Source organism: Saccharothrix longispora, from assembly GCF_030852425.1.
Classification (GTDB): domain Bacteria; phylum Actinomycetota; class Actinomycetes; order Mycobacteriales; family Pseudonocardiaceae; genus Actinosynnema; species Actinosynnema longispora.
Genome location: NZ_NSDM01000009.1, coordinates 164086 through 184345 on the forward strand (window position 1 = coordinate 164086; position 20260 = coordinate 184345).

At 74.9% G+C, this 20260-nt stretch carries 3 protein-coding genes; all 3 read right to left on the minus strand.

Going from position 1 to position 20260, the window contains the following annotated elements:
- Positions 1-3: 3 nt before the first annotated feature.
- Genes CKY47_RS21580 through CKY47_RS21590 form a run of 3 tightly spaced genes read right to left on the minus strand, consistent with a single transcriptional unit; the run spans position 4 to position 20254 of the window.
- On the minus strand, positions 4-195 hold the full coding sequence (locus tag CKY47_RS21580; RefSeq protein WP_306747737.1) for an MbtH family protein: 192 nt from the start codon (positions 193-195) through the stop codon (positions 4-6).
- Positions 192-1415 carry an MFS transporter gene (locus CKY47_RS21585; RefSeq protein ID WP_306747738.1) on the minus strand — a complete coding sequence of 408 codons (1224 nt, stop codon included), beginning with the start codon at positions 1413-1415 and terminating at the stop codon, positions 192-194. Before CKY47_RS21585 ends, CKY47_RS21580 begins: the two co-directional genes overlap by 4 nt.
- Entirely contained in the window at positions 1412-20254 is an 18843-nt protein-coding gene (locus tag CKY47_RS21590) for a non-ribosomal peptide synthase/polyketide synthase (protein ID WP_306747739.1), read from the minus strand. The genes CKY47_RS21585 and CKY47_RS21590 overlap by 4 nt, the downstream gene beginning before the upstream one ends.
- Between the last annotated feature and the right edge of the window lie 6 nt (positions 20255-20260).

Consider the following 20260-nt stretch of genomic DNA (forward strand, 5'->3'; position numbering starts at 1 on the left):
CGGTCAGCCCATCGCCGCGCGCAGCGAGGCCGGGCGCATGTCCGTCCACACCCGGTCCACGTGCGCCGAGCACTCGTCCTTGGTGCCCTTGGTGCCCTCGAAGCGCCACCCGGCGGGCACGTCGTGGTGCGCGGGCCACAGCGAGTACTGGCCCTCGTCGTTCACGAGCACCTGGTAGCTGATGTCGTCCCTCATGCGTCCTTCTCCTCCGTGACTGGAACCGCTCCGTACCCGCGCAAGGTCGGGTTGACCGTGACGACCACGGTGATCAACAGGATGCCCACCGCGCACACCGCGACCGCGGTGCGCGCCGACAGGACTTCGGTCAGCAGGCCGCCGACCAGGGGCCCCAGCGTCCCCGCCAACCCGATGACGACCGCCATCACGCCGCTCAGCCGTCCGCGCAGCGCGTCCGGGGTGAGCAGCAGCTGGTGCGTGCCGATCGTCGTGTTGGCGGTGGGCGCCAGGAACGTCATCAGGGCGAACAGGCCGCCCAGCAGGAAGGGCGAGTCGACCAGCAGGGCCACCGGGGTGAGCAGGGCCAGCACCCAGAACACCGAGGCGATCGACCGGAACGGCCCGAGCGCCCGGTGCAGCCACGGCGCGGCCAGCGCGCCCAGCACGCCCCCGACGCCGAGCATCGCGGCCATCACCCCGATCGCGGCCGACGACGCGCCGCCGCGCTGCACCAGGACGATCACCACCAGGTAGAACGCGGTGAAGAACAGGTTCAGCACCACCGCGCACAGCGCCGTCACCCGGATCTCGGCGCGCGACCACACCCACTTCAGCCCCTCGCCGATCTCCCGCACCATGTGCGGCCGCGCCACGACCCGCTCGCTCGGCGGCACCCGCATGAACAGCAGCGCCACGAACGCCACCACGTGCGTCACCATGTCCACCAGGAAGGGCAGCCACCGCGTGACCGCGAACAGCAGGCCGCCCAGCGCGGTGCCGGACATCTGGCCGAGTGAGGAGCGCGCGGTGTTGAGCGCCACCGCCGTCCCGAGCTGCGACTCCGGCACGAGCCGCGCCAGGCTGGCGTCCTCGGCAGGCTCGAACAGCGCCCGGCACACGCCGAGCACCACGGCCACGGTGACCATGTGCGCCACCGTGACCGTGCCCGTCCACACGCTCGCCACGAGCCCGCCGAGCGCCAACACCCGTGCCGCCTCGCAGCACAGCATGATCCTCCGCCGGTCCCACCGGTCGGCCAGCGCGCCCGCCGGCAGCCCGGCGACGAGCTGCGCGGCGGCGTCCGCGGCCAGCACCAGGCCGGACATGGCGGGCGACCCGGTGACCGCGAGCACCAGCAGGGGGAACGCGATCATCGAGGCGCTGAACCCCACCTCGGCCAGCGCCTGACCGCCCCACAGCAGGGTGAAGTTCCGGTTCCGCGCCAACGACGTCGTCACAGCGCACCCCGGCAGTCCGCCGCGATGGCCCGCAGCGCCTCGGTGAAGTCGGCCAGGACCGCCCCGATCTCGTCCGCCGGGTGCACCTCCGGGTGGTAGTAGAAGGTGAAGGCCAGCGTGCGCCCGGCCTCGCCGACCACGTCCACCAGGTGCTCGCCGACGTCCGCCGGGTCGTGCTCCTGTCCGATGGACGGCAGCACCGACCGGTACAGCCCGCTCGCGTCGTCCGACCCGCCGTCGAACTGCCCGAGGTAGTTGAACGACACCGCGGGCCGTCCGGCGTCCGGCACCCGGCCGTGCCGGCGCAGCGCGCCGTAGCCCAGACCGTTGCCCGGCACCGACCGCAGCTGCCGCCGCACCGCCTTCACGCGGTCGCGCCAGCTGCCGTCCGGCAGGTCCAGCGCCACCGGGAACATCGTGGTGAACCAGCCGACCGTGCGCGACAGGTCCACGTCGAGCACGTCCTCGCGCCCGTGGCCCTCCAGGTCGACCGCGACCCGCGACGAACCCGTCCACCGGGCCAGCGCGTGCGCCAGCGCCGCCAGCAGCACGTCGTTGATCCGGGTCCGGTAGGCGACCGGCGCGCCGCGCAGCAGGGCGTCGGTGTCCTCCTCGGACAGCTCCACGTCGATCGAGTCGGTGCCGCCCACCGGCGGCGGAGAGGCCGGGAACGGCGTGCTCCAGTGCTCGATCTCGCCGTCCAGCCCGCCGCCGAGGACGTGGGCCTCCAGCCGCCGCGCCCACTCCTGGTAGGACGTGGTCTTCGCGCCGAGGTCGCCGCCCGAGTAGGCGGTCTCCAGGTCGTCCACCAGCACCCGCCACGACACGCCGTCCACCACCAGGTGGTGCGCGACGAGCAGCAGCCGCGGCCGGTCGCCGGTGAACAGCACGGCCCGGAACAGCGGACCGGCCGCCAGGTCGAACGAGGCGTGCACCTCGTCGGCGACCTCCTCCGCCCGGTCGTCGCCCGCCACGACGGTGAGCACGTCGGTCACCGCGGACAGGTCCTCGTTGCGCTGCCGCCACACGCCGTCCACGGCGGTGAACCGCAGCCGCAGCGCGTCGTGGTGCGCCACGAGCGCCCGCAGCGCCCGGCGCAGCGCCTCCACGTCCACCGCCGGGTCCAGCTCCACCAGGTGCGACTGGTTGAAGTGGTGCGGACTGCGCCGCCCCGAGTGCAGGAACCAGTGCTGGATGGGCGTCAGCGGCACGTCGCCGACGACCGGCGCGCGGTCCGCGTCGGAGGCGACCTCCACCTCCACGTGCGGCGCGAGCGAGGCCACCGTCTGGTGCACGAACAGGTCGCGGGTGGCGAACCGGTAGCCGGCCTGCCGGGACCGCGCCACGACCTGCATGCTCAGGATCGAGTCGCCGCCCAGGGAGAAGAAGTTGTCCTCCACGCCCACCTTCGGCACGTTGAGCACGTCCGCCCACACCCGCGCCAGCGCCTCCTCGACGGGACCGGTCGGCGCGACGTACCCGACGCCGACGGCCGCCCCGAAGTCCGGCTCGGGCAGCTTCGCCCGGTCCACCTTGCCGTTCGCGCTCATCGGCAGCGCGTCCAGCGGCACGAACGCCGACGGCACGAGGTAGTCGGGCAGCGACTCGCCCAGGAACTCCCGCAGCCCGCCGACCGCGTCGACCCCGGCTTCGGCCACGACGTACGCCACGAGCCGCTTGTGCCCGCCCGCGTCGGCCCGCGCCACCACGATCGCCTCGCGCACGTCGGGGTGCCGCAGCAGGGCCGTCCCGATCTCGCCCAGCTCCACCCGGAACCCGCGGATCTTGACCTGCTCGTCGGCGCGGCCCAGGTACTCCAGCTCGCCGTCGGCGTTCCAGCGCACCACGTCGCCCGTGCGGTACATGCGCGACCCCGGCTCGCCGAACGGGTCGGCGACGAACCGCTGCGCGGTCAGCCCCGGCCGGTCCAGGTAGCCGCGCGCCAGGCCGACGCCGGACACGTACAGCTCGCCGGCCACGCCGACCGGCACCGGTTGCAACGCGCCGTCCAGGACGCGCACCCGCGTGCCGGGGATCGGCCGCCCGATCGGCGGCGCGCCGTCACCGGGCTCCAGCGGCCCGCTCCACGAGGTGACCACGGTGGACTCGGTCGGCCCGTAGGCGTTGATCAACCGGCGGCCGGGCGCCCAGCGGCGCACCAGTTCGGCCGAGCTGGCGTCGCCGCCCACGACCACGGTGCGGAACGTCGGCAGCTCCACGTCCGGCACGGTGGCCAGCGCGACCGGCGGGATCAGCGCGTGCGTCACGCCGAACCCGTCCACCACCTCCGCCAGCTGGTCGCCCAGCAGCGGACCGGGCGGCGGCACGACCATCGCCGCGCCCGCGGGCCACGCCATGCACAGCTCCAGCACCGACGCGTCGAAGCTGGGGGAGGAGAACTCCAGCACCCGGTCGCCCGGCCGCACGTCGAAGTGCGCCACCTCGGCCGCGGAGAACGTGGCCAGGCCCGCGTGGGACACCACGACGCCCTTCGGCCGCCCGGTCGAGCCGGACGTGTAGATCACGTACGCCGGGTGCTCCGGCCGCACCGCCACACCGGGGTCCGTGTCCGGTCCGGTCACGTCGACCGGGCCGTCCAGCACCACCAGCGGGCGGGCGTCGTCGAGCATGAACGCGATCCGCTCGGCCGGGTAGTCCGGGTCGACCGGCAGGAACGCGGCGCCGGACTTGAGGACCGCCAGCTCGGCCACCAGCAGGTCCGCCGAGCGCGGCATCCGCAGCGCGACGACCTGCTCCGGACCGGCGCCCAGGCCGATCAGGTGGTGCGCCAGCCGGTTGGCCCGCGCGTTCAGCTCGGCGAACGTCACGTCCGCCGCGCCGGTCAGCGCCAGGGCGTCCGGCGTCCGCGCCACCTGGGCCTCGACCAGCTCCACCAGCCCCGGCCCGGCGACGGCGGGCCCGCCGTCGCCCCACGCGTCGAGCAGCGCGCGCTCGGCGTCGGGCAGCACGGGCAGCGCCCACACGGGGCGGTCCGCGTCCTCGGCGATCCCGGCCAGCAGCACGGTCAGGTGCTCTGCCAGGCGGGTCGCCGTGCTCCGGTCGAACAGGTCGGTGTTGTACTCGACCGACCCGTCCAACCCGCCGTCGGGCAGCTCGCTGAACTCGACCGTCACGTCGAACCCGGTGCTGGTCACCTCCTGGCCGACGTCCTCGGCGACCAGGTCGGCGAAGCCCTGCGCCCGGGGCGCGTTCTGCAGCGCCACCACGGCCTGGAACAGCGGCGTGCGGCTGGTGTCCCGGTCCGGCTGCACCGCGTCGACCACCCGCTCGAAGGGCACGTCCTGGTGCTCGAACGCGTCCAGCGCGGTCCGCCGGGTGCGGGCCAGCAGGTCGCGGAAGCCCTCCGCCGGGTCGATCCGCGCCCGCAGCGCCAGCGTGTTGACGAAGAACCCGACCAGGTCCTGCGTCTCCGGCCGCTCCCGGCCGGACGCCACCGTGCCGATCGCGAAGTCGTCCTGCCCGGACCACCGGTGGAACAGCACCTGGCAGGCCGCGACGAGCGCCGTGAACAGCGTCCCGTCGGCCGACCGGCCGACCTCGCGCAACCGCCGGGCCACGTCGGCGGGCACCGCGAACTCCAGCCGGGCCCCGGCCGTCGTCTGCACCGGCGGCCGGGGCCGGTCGGTGGGCAGCTCCAGCGCGGGCAACCCGGCCAGCTCGTCCCGCCAGAAGTCGAGCTGCGCGTCCAGCGGCTGCTCGCGCTGCCAGGCGGCGAAGTCGGCGTACCGGATGGGCAGCGGCGGCAGGTCCTCACCGGCGTAGAGCGCGGCCAGGTCGGACACCATCACGCCCGCCGACCAGCCGTCGGTGACGATGTGGTGCATCGTCAGCGCCAGCACGTGGTCGTCCGGCGCGTGCCGCACCACCACCGGCCGGAACAGCGGTCCGGCCGCCAGGTCGAACGGCTCCACCGCGGGCATCGCGTCCAGCACCGGCAGCTCGACCGGCGCGGCCGGGTGCACCTCGCGCACCGGCAACCCGTCCACCGCCGGGAACGTCGTGCGCAGCTCCTCGTGCCGCTCGACCAGCGCGGTCAGCGCCCGCGCCAACCTGGGCACGTCCAGCTCGCCCCGCAGCCGCACCGCCAGCGGCGTCGCGTACTCCGTGCCGCCGGGCGCGAACTGGTCGAGGAACCACAGCCGCTGCTGCGCGAAGGACAGCGGCGGCTCGCCCGCCGCCCGCCCGATGGCCGTGCCGGTCGGCGCGGTCAGCCGGCCGGCGAGCGCGGCCACCGTCGGGTGGTCGAACAGGTCGCGCGGTGACAGGTCGAACGCCGACCGCAGCCGCGACACCACGCGGATGCTGGAGATGGAGTCGCCGCCGAGGGCGAAGAAGTTGTCCTCCGCGCCCACCGCGTCGAGCCCCAGCACCTCGGCCCACACGTCCGCGACCCGCCGCTCGGCCTCGGTGCGCGGCGCGACGTACCCGCCGGCCACCGAGGCGTCGCGCTCGGGCGCGGGCAGCGCGGCCCTGTCCAGCTTGCCGTTGTCGTTGAGCGGCAACTCCTCCAGCGCCACGTACGCGGCGGGCACCATGTAGTCGGGAAGCGACCGCGCCGCGTGCCCCCGCAGGGCGGCGGCATCGACCTCGGCGCCCTCGGCGGGCACGTAGTAGGCGACCAGCCGGTCCTCCCGCACGACCACCGCGACCCGCGCCACGGCGGGGTGCGAGGTCAGCACGGCGTCGATCTCGCCGAGTTCGACGCGGAACCCGCGGATCTTGACCTGTTGGTCGGCTCGGCCGAAGTACTCCAGCCTCCCGTCGACCCAGCGGGCCAGGTCGCCCGTGCGGTACATCCGCGTGCCCGGCTCGCCGAACGGGTCCGCGGGGAACCGGGCGGCGGTGAGCCCCGGGCGGTTCAGGTAGCCCCGCGCCAGGCCCGCTCCCGCGACGTACATCTCGCCGACCACACCCGGCGCGGTGGGCCGCAGGTCCTCGTCGAGGACGTAGACCCGGAGGTCGGGGATGGGGACGCCGATGGTCCCGTCCGCCACCGTCCACGTCACGTGCACGGTGGTCTCGGTGATGCCGTACATGTTGATCAATCGGCCGGGGCCCCGCCACGCCCGGACCTTGCGGACGTCCAGCTCCTCCCCGCCGAAGACCACGTACCGGACCGGCGGCAGCTCGGGCGCCTCGGCGAGCAGCGCGTAGAACGCGGACGGCGTCTGGTTGAGCACCGTCACGCCCTCGTCCACGACCAGCCGGGCGAGGTCGCGCGGCGAGCGGGAGACCTCGTGCGGGACGACCACCAGGCGGCCGCCGTGCAGCAGCGGGCCCCACAGCTCCCACACCGAGAAGTCGAACGCGAAGCTGTGGAACAGGGTCCACACGTCGTCCGGGCCGAAGTCGAACCACCGCGCGGTCTGCTCGAACAGCCGCACCACGTTCGAGTGCGGCACCAGCACGCCCTTGGGTCGGCCGGTCGAGCCGGACGTGTAGATGACGTACGCCGCGTTGTCGGGGCGCAGGCCCACCTCCGGCGCGGTCGCCGGCAGCCCGGCGAGGTCCGGCAGCCCGTCCAGGGTGAGCACCGGCCGGGCGTCGCCCAGGACGTACGCGATCCGCTCCTCCGGGTACGACACGTCGATCGGCAGGTAGGCCGCACCCGACTTGAGCACGCCCAGCACCGCCACGACCAGGTCGGTCGACCGCGTGAAGCGCAGCGCGACCAGGGTCTCCGGACCCGCGCCCGCCGCGACCAGGTGGTGCGCCAGGCGGTTGGACCGCTCGTCCAGCTCGCGGTAGGTGAGGGCGTCGCCTTCGCAGGTCACCGCCACGCCGTCGGGCGTGCGGGCGGCCTGCGCGGCGAACAGCCCGGGGATCGTCGTGCCCGGCTCGCTGACCGCGGTGCCGTTCCAGTCGACCAGCACCTGCCGCACCTCGGCCTGCGACAGCCACGGCAGTTCGCGCACGCGCTGCCCGGGGTCCGCCCCGAGCGCGTCGAGCACCCTGGTCAACCGATCGCCGAGGGACGTGATGGTGCCCTCGTCGAACAGCCGCGGGTCGTAGGTCAGCTCCACGTGCAGCGACTCGTCCGCGTACGCCCGCACCGTCAGCGGGTAGGTGGTGGTGTCGAGCGCCTCGACCGGGTGCACGCCGGGCGAGCCGTCCGGCACGTCGGAGTCCACCGGGTAGTTCTCGAACGCGAGCAGGCTGTCGAACAGCCGCGTGCCCGCCCACTGCTGCACCTGCGCCAGCGAGACGAAGTCGAACCGGCGGGACTCGGTCTGCTCCTCCTGGAGGCGGCGCAACCAGTCCACCGCGACCGCGTCGGGCTCCACCACCACGCGCGTGGGCACCGTGTTGATGAACATGCCCACGATCGACTCGACGCCGGGCAGCTCGGCCGGCCGGCCGGACACCGTGCTGCCGAACACCACGTCCCGCTGCCCGGCGGTGCGCGCCAGCGCCAACGCCCACGCGCCCTGCACCAGCGTGTTGACCGTCAGGCCGTGCCCGCGCGCCACCGCGTCGAGCCGGTCCGAGGGCAGGTCCAGCACCACCCGGGCGGACGACTCGGCGCGGTGCGCCTCCTCGGGCGCGCGGTCGAACGGCAGCGGCGTGCGCGCCTCGACACCCGCCAGCACGCGCCGCCAGTGCTCCTCGGCGGTGGTCTGGTCCTGCTCGCCCAGCCACGCCAGGTAGTCGCGGAACGGTCGGCGCGCGGTGGGCTCGGTGCCCGCGTACTCGGCCAGCACGTCGCCGAACACCTGCGGGGTGCTCCAGCCGTCCAGGATCAGGTGGTGCGAGCTCCACAGCAGGTCGACCTCGGTGTCGGACGCGCGCCCGATCACCAGCCGCATCAACGTCGGCGCCGACAGGTCCACACCGGCCGCGGCATCGGCGGCGACCAGTTCGTCCGTCACGTCCGCGTAGGCGATCGGCACCCGCACGTCGCGCCGCACGACCTGCACCGGCTCGTCCAGGCCCTCCCAGACGACACCGGAGCGCAGCACGGGGGTGCGGTCCACCACCCGCTGCCACGCCTCGCCCAGCCGGCGCGGGTCGGTCACCCCGGTCAGCCGCACGCGCGTCTGGTTGAAGTACGCCGTGCCCTCGTCCACGAGGTCGTGGAAGAGCATGCCGGCCTGGAGCGGGGTGAGCGGGTAGACGTCCTCCACGTCCTGGTCGACGATCCGGTCGACCTGGTCCTGGGTCAGCCGCGCCAGGGGGAAGTCCGACGGGGTGCGGCCCCACGCGCCCGGTCGGGCGCAGAACTCCGCGATGGCGCGCAGCGCGTCGAGCATGCGGTCGGCCAGGGCGCGCACCCCGGCTTCGTCGTGCGCTTCGGTGGAGTAGTCCCACTCCACCACCAGTTCGCCCGCCGACACCGCGGCGGTGATGTCGAGCAGGTGGGAGCGGACCAGGTCGGCGGGCCACTCCCGGCCGTGCTCGGCGTCGGCGATCTCGCCGTCCCACTGGCCCAGGTAGTTGAAGCACACGCGCGGGAGCGCGCCGGTCAGACCGCGGTCGTCGTACCGCAGGGCCTCGTAGCTCAGCCCCTTGTCCGGCACCGCCCGCAGCTGCTCCTTGACCGACTTGAGCGCCGTGCCCCAGTCCACGGAGGCCTCGCCGGAGGAGTCCCGGCCGGCGGAGTCCGGGGCACCGGCGGGAAGGGTCAGCGCCACCGGGAACTGCGCGGTGAACCAGCCCACCGTGCGGGACAGGTCCACGCCGTCGAACAGCTCCTCGCGGCCGTGGCCCTCCAGCGCCACGAGCGCGCGACCGCCGAGCGCCGACGCCAGCGCGGTCAGCAGCAGGTCGTTGACCTGCGTGCGGTACGCCTCGGGCACGGCGGTCAGCAGCGCACCGGTTTCCGCCCGGCCCAGCCGCACCGACACGGTGCGCGCGGTGTCCGCCCTCGTGGGCACCGGCTCCTCGGTCGGGACGGCCGCCCAGTGCGGCAGGGCGGCGTCGAACCGGCCGGCGCGCACGTGCTCGTCGAGGCGGCGCGCCCACTCGGCGAACGCCGTGGTGCGCGGGGCCAACCGGCCACCGGCGAGCAGGGTCTCCAGGTCCGACAGCAGGATGCGCCACGAGACGGAGTCCACCACCAGGTGGTGCGCGGTGACGAAGAGCCGCCCGTCGTCGAACAGCACCGCGCGCAGCAGCGGGCCGGTGCGCAGGTCCAGGCTCGTCTTCGCCCGCTCGGCCTCGGTCGGCAGGTCGTCCGCGGCCACCCGGAACACCTCGCCGGTCTCGACCTCGGCGACCTGCTGCCGCCACACGCCGTCCACCGCGGTGAAGCGGGTGCGCAGCGCGTCGTGGTGGGCGACCAGCGCCCCCACGGCGGCGCGCACCGCGTCCGGGTCGACGTCGCCCAGCTCCACGACCACCGACATGGTGAACTGCGCCAAGGGGCCGTGCTCGGTGAAGAACCACCGCTGCACGGGGGTGAGCGGCACGGGGCCGGTGACGACCTCGTGGGTCCGGCCGGCGTCGTCGGTGACCGCGAGCGCGAGGTCCGAGACGGTCTGCCGGAGGAAGATGTCCTTGGACGTCAGCCTCAACCCGGCCTGCCGCGCCCGGGACACCACCTGCATGCTCAGGATCGAGTCGCCGCCCAGCGCGAAGAAGTTGTCCCGCGCGCCGACCCGTTCGACCCCCAGCACCTCGGCCCAGATCTCCGCGAGCCGCGCGGGCACGCCCGGTTCCGGCGCCACGTACCCGGTGTCGTCGGTGAACGTCGGCGCGGGCAGCGCCCGCCGGTCCACCTTGCCGCTGGGCGTGGTCGGCAGCGCGTCCAGCGCCACGAACGCCGACGGCACCAGGTAGTCCGGCAGCCGGTCCTTGAGCCAGCCGGCCAGGCCGGTCGCCGTGCCCGTGGTGTAGGCGACGAGCCGCTTGTGGCCGTTGTGCTCGTGCGGCACCACCGCGGCCTGGGTGACGTCGGGGTGGTGCAGCAGAGCCGCCTCCACCTCGGCCGGCTCGATGCGGAAGCCGCGGATCTTGACCTGGTCGTCGTTGCGGCCCAGGTACTCCAGCGTGCCGTCGGCCAGCCAGCGGACCCGGTCGCCCGTGCGGTACATGCGGGAACCGGGTTCGCCGTGCGGGTCGGCGAGGAACCGGTCGGCGGTCAGGCCGGGTCGGTCGAGGTAGCCGCGGGCCACCTGGGGCCCGGCGATGAACAGCTCGCCGGGCACGCCGACCGGCACCGGCCGCAGGTCCTCGTCCAGCACGCGTGCGACGAGGTTGCGCAGCGGCCGGCCGATCAGCGCCCGGTCGCCGGCGACCGGGGTGGCCACCGCGTCGACCGCGGTCTCGGTGGGGCCGTAGTAGTTGTAGGCGTTCGTGCGCGCCCCGGCCAGTTCGCGCCACAGCGCGGTCGGCAGCGCCTCGCCGCCGAGCGACAGGACCGCCGGCACGTGCTCGCCGGCGAGCAGCCCGGCGGGGATGAGCTGCTGGACGTAGGACGGGGTCAGGTCGAGGAAGTCGATCCGGTGCTCGCGGACGTAGGCGACCAGGGCCTCCGGCTCCAGCCGCACGTCGTCGGTGATGACGTGCAGCTCGTGGCCGCCCGCCATGAGCAGCGGCCCCTCCCAGGACGTGTCGAACGAGAACACCGCGGTCAGCGCGGCCCGCAGGTGCCCGTGCGCGCCGAACGCGCCGTTGTTGTTGTGGAACAGGTTGGCCAGCTGCCGGTGCTCGACCACCACGCCCTTGGGCAGGCCGGTCGACCCGGAGGTGTAGATGACGTACGCCGCCTGGTCGGGGCGGACCTCCACGTCCGGCCGGGTGGTCGGGAGGCCGGTGAGGTCCGGCCAGGTGTCCAGCACCAGCACCGGTCGGGCGTCGCCCAGCAGGTGGTCGACGCGGTCCCGGGGCAGGTCCCGGTCGACCGGCAGGTAGACCGCGCCCGCCTTGTGCACGGCCAGGATCGCCACCACGGAGTCCGCGGAGCGCGGCAGCGACACCGCCACCACCCGCTCCGGTCCGGCCCCCCGCGCGACCAGGTGGTGCGCCAGCCGGTTGGCCCGCGCGTCCACCTCGGCGAAGGTGAGCCGGGTCGGACCGCACACCAGGGCGGTGGCCTCCGGGGTGCGCGCCGCCTGCTCCTCGAACAGCACGGGGAACGGGGTGGCGGGGACGTCCAGCGTCCCGCCGAAGCCGTCCGGCTCGTCGCCGAGCAGCAGCGGGATCTCGGCGAGGGGCCGGTGCGGCTCGGCGGTGACCCCCGCCAGCAGGGTCAGCAGGTGCCGGGACATCCGGTCGACCGTGTCGGCGTCGAACAGGTCGGTGCTGTACTCGACCGCGCCGCGCAGCCCGCCGTCGTGCTCGTCGAACTCGAACGTCAGGTCGCACGTCGCGGTCAGCAGCGGCAGCGGCACCTCCTCGGCCCGCAGGCCGGGCAGCTCCGGCAGCGCGCCGCCGGTGTTCTGGAGCAGCACCATGGCGTCGAACAGGGCGTTGCGGCTCGGGTCGCGGTCCGGTCGCACGGCGTCGACCACCCGCTCGAACGGCACGTCCTGGTGGGCGAACCCGTCGCGCACGGTGGTCCGCACCCCGGTCAGGAGTTCGTCGAACGACCGGCGCTGGTCCACCGCGGACCGCAGCACGACGGTGTTGACGAACAGACCGACCACGTCGTCCAGCTCGGCCCGGCCGCGCCCGGAGACCGCGGTGCCGACCGCGATGTCGTCCTGGCCGGTGTAGCGGGCCAGCAGCGCCTGCGTGGCGGCCACGAGCGCGGTGAACAGGGTGTCGCCGCGCCGCGCGGCCAGGGACCGCAGCGCCTCGGCGACCGGCGCGGGCACGGTGAACGCGTGCATCGCGCCCGCCCCGCTGCGGACCGCGGGGCGCGGCCGGTCGGTGGGCAGCTCCAGCGGGGGGACCCCGGCCAGCTGCCCGGCCCAGTAGTCCACCGGCGGCGCCTCGTGCCAGGCCGCGTAGTCCACGTACTGGACGGGCAGCGGCGGCAGTTCCCGACCCGCGTACAGCGCGCCCAGGTCGCGGGCCAGCACGCCGCCGGACCAGCCGTCGGTGACGATGTGGTGCAGGGTCAGCACGAGCACGTGCTCCTCGGGCGACACGCGCACCAGCCGCGTCCGCAGCAGGGGGCCGCGCCGCAGGTCGAACGGGGTGCCGACCTCCTCGCGCAGCACGTCCTCCCAGGAGCCCTCCTCGACGTCCAGCGGCACCGGGCGCGGCTCGTGCACGACCTGCGCGCCGTCGTCGAACGTGGTGCGCAGCGACTCGTGCCGGGCCACCAGGCCGTCGAGCGCGCGGCGCAGCGCGTCGACGTCCAGCGGGCCGTGCAGGCGCATCGCCATCGGGGTGAGGTACTCGGTGCTGTCGGGTTCGAACTGGTCCAGGAACCACAGCCGCCGCTGGGCGGGGGACTGGAGGTGGACGCCACCGCGCGGGATCACCGGGATGGCGTCCACCGCCGTCGTCCCGGAGATCGCGGTGGCGAGCCCGGAAACCGTGGGGTGTTCGAACAGGGCGCGCGGCGACAGCTGCACGCCGAAGGCGGCGCGCAACCGGGAGGTCACGCGGATGCTGAGGATCGAGTCGCCGCCGAGGGTGAAGAAGTCGTCCTCCGCGCCGACCTCGTCCACGCCCAGCACGTCGGCCCAGACGCGGGCGACGACGCGCTCGGCGTCGGTGCGCGGCGCGACGTGCTCCCGCGCGCGGATCGGCTCGGGGTCGGGCAGCGCCCGGCGGTCCACCTTGCCGTTGCGGCTCAGCGGCAGCTCGTCGAGCACCACGAACGCCGCCGGGACCATGTAGTCGGGCAGCTCGCGCCCCGCCAGCCCGCGCAGGTCCGCCACGTCGGGCGCGCCGGCGCCCGCCTGCGCGGGCACGACGTAGGCGACCAGCCGCTTGGCGCCCCGCTCGTCGTGGCGGGGGACCACCACGGCCTCGGCGACCGCCGGGTGCCCGGCCAGCACGGCCTCGACCTCGCCCAGCTCCACGCGGAAGCCGCGGATCTTGACCTGGTCGTCGGCGCGGCCGACGAACTCCAGCTCGCCCCGCGCGGTCCACCGCACCAGGTCGCCGGTGCGGTACATGCGCCCGCCCGCCGGGGAGCCGAACGGGTCGGCGACGAACCGGGACGCGGTCAGGCCGGGCCGGTCGAGGTAGCCGCGGGCCAGGCCGGTGCCCGCGACGAACAGCTCGCCGACGACGCCCGGCGGCACGGGCCGCAGGTCCTCGTCGAGCACGTAGGCGCGCATGCCGTCCAGCGGCGTGCCGATCGGCACCGGCTCCGGCACCGGCCCGGCCGCGGTGAGCACGCGCCGGGAGGCGAACGTGGTGGTCTCGGTGGGGCCGTAGCCGTCCACCACGGTGATCCCCGGGCAGGCGTCCAGCACCCGCCGGACCGCCGCGGCGGGCACCACGTCACCGCCGGTCCACACCTGGCGCAGGCCCGCCAGGCAGTCCGGCGCCTCCTGGGCCACCGCGCGGAACAGACCGGCGGTCAGCCACAGGGAGGTGACACCGCCGTCGGCCACGGCCCGGCGCAGCGCGTCGGCGTCGAGGTCCTCGGGCGGGGCCACCACCACCGCGCCGCCGCGCAGCAGCGGCACCCACAGCTCGTAGGTGGAGGCGTCGAACGCCTGCGGCGAGTGCAGCAGGACCCGCTCGTGGCCGTGGTCGAAGGCCCGGTCGAACGCCAGGCCGACCACGTCGCGGTGCCGCACCGCCACGCCCTTCGGCGTGCCGGTGGAGCCGGACGTGTGCATGACGTAGGCGAGGTTCTCCGGGTGCACCTCGACGCCGGGGTCGGTGTCCGGCTCGTCGGGGGTCCCGCCGAGCGGCACCACGGGCCCGTCGTGGAGCTCCCGCGCCGCGGCGGCCCAACCGGTGTCCGCCAGCAGCACCGCGGCCGAGGTGTCGGCCAGCAGCAGGCGGAGCCGGTCGCGCGGCGCGCGGGTGTCCAGCGGCACGCAGGCGCCACCCGCCTTGGCGACCGCGAGCACGCCCACGACCAGCTCGACCGACCTGGTCGCGAGCAGGCCGACCCGGTCGTCCGGGCGCACGCCCAGCCGCACCAGCGCGTGCGCCAGCCGGTTGGCCCGCGCGTCCAGCCCGGCGTAGTCCAGGGTCGTGTCCCCGCACACCGCCGCCGGGGCGTGCGGTGCGCTCCGGACCCGCGCGGCGAACGCGGCGGGGATGCTCGTCACCGGGCCGCCCGCGCCGGTGTCGTTCCAGTCGACGAGGACCGCGCGCAGTTCCTCCCCGGTGGCCATCGGCAGGGCCCGGACCGGTCGGTCGGCGTCCTCGGCGACCCCGCGCAGCAGCACCCCGAGGTGGGTGGCGAGCCGGCGCGCGGTGGTCTCGTCGAACAGGGCGGGGTCGTAGAGCAGCCGGGCGTCGAGGCGGTCGGTCAGGTGCGCCACGAGGGTCAGGGCGAAGTTGGCGCCCTCCTCGGCCGTCACCTCGCCCACCCGCACGCCGGTGGCCTCGGTGACCTCGCTGAGCGGGTAGTTCTCGAAGACCACCGCGCTGTCGAACAGCCGCGTGCCCACCCACTGCCGCACCTGCGCCAGCGACACGAAGTCGAACCGCCGCGACTCGCTCTGCGCGGTCTGGAGCTCCCGCAGCCAGGCGGACGTGCGGGCGTCGCCGTCCACGACGACCCTGGTGGGCACGGTGTTGATCAACATGCCGATCATCGACTCGACGCCGGGCAGCTCGGCGGGCCTGCCGGACACCGTGCTGCCGAACACGACGTCCCGCTCGCCCGAGTGCCGGGACAGCAGCAGCGCCCACAGGCCCTGCACCACGGTGTTGACGGTCAACCCGTGGCGCCGCGCCGTGTCGTGCAGCGCCGCCGACTCCGCGGTGGACAGCGACAGCCTGACCACGCCGGTCCGGTCGCGGGCATCGGCGGTGCTCCGGTCGTGGTGCCCCTCGGCCGGCACCCGGTCGAACGGCAGCGGCGTCGCGACCTCCACGCCGGACAGCAGCGACCGCCAGTGCGCCTCGGCCTCGGCCGGGTCCTGCTCGGCCAACCAGCCCAGGTAGTCGCGGAACGGCCTGCGCAGGGGCAGCGCGGGGGCGTCACCCCCGGTGATCGCCCGGTAGTGCTCCAGCACCTCGGCGAACACCTGGGCGGTGCTCCAGCCGTCCAGCAGGACGTGGTGCGAGACCCACACGACCTCCACGCGGTCCTCGGCCAGTGGGGTGATCCCCACCCGCATCAACGGCGCGGCCGAGAGGTCCAGCTCCGCCGGGTCGAACCGGTCGGACAGCTCGTCGGCGCCGCCCACGGCCAGCTCGACGTGGCGGTGCACCACCTGCACGGGCTCGTCCACGCCCTCCCACACCACGCTGGAGCGCAGCACGGGCGTGCGGTCCACGACCCGCTGCCACGCCTCGCGCAGCGCGGCCGGGTCGGTCACGCCGTCGAGCACGATCCGCATCCGGTCCACGTACGCGCCGGGCTCGACCAGGCTGTGGAACACCATGCCCGCCTGGAGCGGGGTCAGCGGGTAGACGTCCTCCACGTCGGGACCGGCCAGCGCGTCCACCTGGTCCTGGGTGAGGCGGGCCAGCGGGAAGTCGGACGGCGTGCGCCCGCCGGCGCCGGGCTCTGCGCAGTGCGCCACGATCTCGCGCAGCGCCTCGACGACCCGGTCGGCGAGCCGCCGCACGGTCGCCCCGTCGTGCACCAGCTCGGAGTACTCCCAGGTCAGCTCCAGCTCGCCGCCCTCGACGAGGCCGGTCACGTCGAGCAGGTGGCTGCGCCGCCCGGTGGTCGGCACGTCCTCGCCGACCGAGCCGGCGCGCGCCCGGTAGAAGCCGCCGTCGGCCACGTCGAAGCGGCCGTGGTAGTTGAACGACACCTCGGGCAGCGCCCGGTACCCCAGGGCCTCGTAGCTCAGGCCGCGGTGCGGCACGGCGCGCAGCGCCTCCTTGACGGACTTGAGCGTGCGGTCCCACCCGTCGTGCACGGGCAGCACCACCGGGAACTGCGTGGTGAACCAGCCGACCGTGCGGGACAGGTCCACGCCGTCGACCAGTTCCTCGCGGCCGTGGCCCTCCAGGGCCACGGCGACCGCGTCGTGGCCGGTCCACTCGGCCAACGCCCGGCCGACCGCGCTCAGCAGCACGTCGTTGACCTGCGTCCGGTACACCGGCGGCACGGCGGTCAGCAGCGCGTCGGTGGTGTCCCGGTCCAGTCGCACCGACACCGTGCGGGCCGACCCGGCGGTGTTCTCGCCGTCGTGGTCGCGCGGCAGCGGCGGGGTCGCGGGCACGGCGTCCCAGTGCGCGCGGGCGCCGTCGAGCGCACCGGACCGGACGTGCTCGTCCAGGCGGTGCGCCCACTGCGTGAACGGCGTGCCGACGGGCTCCAGCGGCGCGCCCCGGTAGGCGCGCTCCAGGTCGTCGAGCAGGATGCGCCAGGACACGCCGTCCATCGCCAGGTGGTGCGCGGTGAGCAGCAGTTGCGGCTTTTCGCCGGGGAACAGCACGGCCCGCAGCAGCGGCCCGTCGCCGATGTCCAGGCTCCGCTGGGCGCCGCGCGCCACGGCGTCGACCACGGCGTGCGGCCCGACGCGGAACACGTCGTCCCGGGCGTCCCCGACCTCCTGCACCCACCGGCCGTCGACCTCGCGGAACCGCAGCCGCAGCGCCTCGTGGTGCGCGAGCACGGTCCGCAGCGCCACCCGCAGCCCCTCGGCCTCCACCGCGGGGTCCAGTTCGACCAGCAGCGACATCGTGAAGTGGGCCAGCGGGCCGTGCTCGGCGAAGAACCACCGCTGGATCGGGGTGAGCGGCGCGGGACCGGTGAACACCCGCACCGGCTCCGCCTCGGCCTGCACCGACGCGACCAGCGCCAGCTCCGCCACGGTCTGGTGCCGGAACACGTCGCGCGAGGTCAGGTGCAGACCGGCCTGTCGCGCCCTGGACACCAGCTGGATGGACAGGATCGAGTCGCCGCCCACCGCGAAGAAGTTGTCCTCGACACCGATCCGCTCCGCACCCAGCACCTCGGCCCAGATCCGGGCCAGCTCGGCCTCGACGGGCGTGCGGGGCGCGACGAACACGCCGTCGCCGACCGCCTTCGGGGCGGGCAGGGCGGCCTTGTCGAGCTTGCCGTTGGGCGTGAGCGGGATGCGGTCCAGCTCCACGAACGCCGACGGCACCTGGTACTCGGGCAGCGACCGGCGCAGGTGCTCGCGCAGGTTCACCGGTCCGGTGGTCACGGCGTACCCGACCAGCCGGGTGTGCCCGTGGTCGGTGCGGGCGACGACGGCCGCCTCGCGCACCTCGGGGTGGCTGAGCATCGCGGCCTCGACCTCGCCGGGTTCGATGCGGAAGCCGCGGATCTTGACCTGGTCGTCGTTGCGGCCCAGGTACTCCAGCGTGCCGTCGGCCAGCCAGCGGACCCGGTCGCCCGTGCGGTACATGCGGGAACCGGGTTCGCCGTGCGGGTCGGCGAGGAACCGGTCGGCGGTCAGGCCGGGTCGGTCGAGGTAGCCGCGGGCCACCTGGGGCCCGGCGATGAACAGCTCGCCGGGCACGCCGACCGGCAGCGGGCGCAGGTCCTCGTCCAGCACGCGCGCCGTCAGGTTGGCCAGCGGTCGGCCGATCACCGGCCGGTCGCCCACCACGGGCGTGGACACCGCGTCCACGGTCGTCTCGGTGGGGCCGTAGAAGTTGTAGGCGGTGGTGCCCCGCGTCCGGGCCAGCTCCTGCCACAGCGCGGTGCCCAGCGCCTCGCCGCCGAGCATCAGCACGCGGGGCTTGTGCTCGCCGGCCAGCAGGCCCGCGGGGACGAGCTGCTGGACGTAGGACGGGGTGAGGTCGAGGAAGTCGATGCGGTGGCGCCGCACGTACTCGACGAGGGCGGTGGGTTCGAGCCTGACCTCGTCGGGCAGGACGTGCAGCTCGTGGCCGTCGGCCATGAGCAGCGGGCCCTCCCACGAGGTGTCGAAGGAGAACACGGCCGACAGGGCCACGCGCATGTGGTCGGTCGCGAAGTCCGCGCGGTGGTTGTGCAGCAGGTTGACCAGCTGCCGGTGCTCGACCACGACGCCCTTGGGCAGACCGGTGGAGCCGGACGTGTAGATCACGTACGCCGCGTTGTCCGGGCGCACGTCGACGGCGGGCGGTTCGACCGGACCGCGGTCGAGCGCGGGCAGGGCGTCGAGCACCAGCACCGCGCCGGAGTCCTCCAGCACGTGCCGCCGCCGCGCCTCGGGCAGGCCCGGGTCGACCGGCAGGTGCACGGCGCCCGCCTTGAGCACGCCCAGGATGCCGATCACCGCGTCCACGCCGCGCGGCAGCGACAGCGCGACCACCTGCTCCGGGCGCACGCCCTCGCGCACCAGGTGGTGGGCGAGGCGGTTGGCGCGGGCCTCGACCTCGGCGAAGGTGAGCCGGTCGTCGCCGCAGACCAGGGCGGTCGCGTCGGGCGTGCGGGCGACCTGCGCCTCGAACAGGGCGGGGTAGGTGGTGTCGGGCACGTCCAGCGCCCGGCCCCGGCCGTCGGGCTCGTCGCCCAGCAGCAGCGACACCTCGGCCATCGGCCGGTCCGGGTGCGCGGTGACGCCGGACAGCAGGACCAGCAGGTGACGGACCATCCGGTCCACGGTCGCCGCGTCGAACAGCTCGGTGCTGTACTCCACCAGCCCGTGCAGGCCGTCGGGGGTCTCGGTGAAGTCGATGCTCAGGTCGAAGTTCGCGTGCTCGCGGGTCAGCGGGTGCTCCTCCACCCGGAGGCCCGGTAACGCGGGCAGCGCGCGGCCCGCGTTCTGGAGCACGACCATGACGTCGAACAGCGGCGTGCGGCTCGGGTCGCGCGGCGCGCCCACGGCCTCCACCACCCGGTCGAACGGCACGTCGTCGTGCGCGAACGCGTCCAGCGCCGTCCGGTCGACCCGGGCCAGGAACTCGGTGAACGACCACGACGTGTCCACAGTGGAGCGGAGCACGACGGTGCCGACGAAGAACCCGACCAGCCCGGCCAGCTCGGGCCGGCCGCGACCGCTGGTCACCGTGCCGACCGCGACGTCGTCCTGCCCCGCGTACCGGGCCAGCAGCAGCTGGCAGGCGGCGGTCAGGGCGGTGAACAGCGTCGTGTCGTTGCGGCGGGCCAGGTCCCGCACCGCCAAGGCGAGGTCGACGGGCACGGCGAACTCGTGCGTGGCCCCCGCCGACGTGCGCTCGGCCGGTCGCGGCCGGTCCGTCGGCAGCTCCACCGGCGCCACGCCGGCGAGCGCCGAGCGCCAGAACTCCACGTCCACCGCGCGGTCCTGCTGCCAGACGGCGTAGTCCGCGTACTGCAGGGGCAGCGGGGCCAGGGCCTCGCCCCGGTACAGCGCGCCCAGCTCCTCCGCCAGCACGCCGAGCGACCACCCGTCCACCACGATGTGGTGCGAGGTCAGCAGCAGCACGTGCACGTCGTCCGACTCGGCCGTGAGCGCGGCCCGGAACAGCGGCCCCTGCCGCAGGTCGAACGGCCGGTCGAGCACGGCGCGCGGGTCGTCGGTGCTGACCACCTCCAGCTCCGCGTCGTCGTGCACGACCTGCACCGGGCGACCGTCGACCTGGTCGAACGTCGTGCGCAGCGACTCGTGCCGCAGCACCAGGTCGCGCAGCGCACCCGTCAGCCGCGGCACGTCGAGCCGCCCGGTGAGCCGCAGTGCCAGCGCGCTGGTGTACTCGGTGCTGTCGGGCTCGAACTGCGCGAGGAACCACAGCCGCTGCTGGCCGGCGGACAGCGGCAGCGGCCGGTCCCGGGGCGCCGGGGGGATCACGTCCACGCGCGGGGCGGGGGCCTTGCCCGCCAGCCGTGCGCGCAGCTTCTCCCGGAGGTGCTCGGGCAGCGCGGAGATCCGGTCGTTCTTCGACGTCGTCATCGGGCG

What these genes read in the sequence shown, in the direction of transcription:
- CKY47_RS21580 (WP_306747737.1), bottom strand. Translation starts at nt 195, where the DNA reads ATGAGGGACGACATCAGCTACCAGGTGCTCGTGAACGACGAGGGCCAG.
- CKY47_RS21590 (WP_306747739.1), bottom strand. Translation starts at nt 20,254, where the DNA reads ATGACGACGTCGAAGAACGACCGGATCTCCGCGCTGCCCGAGCACCTC.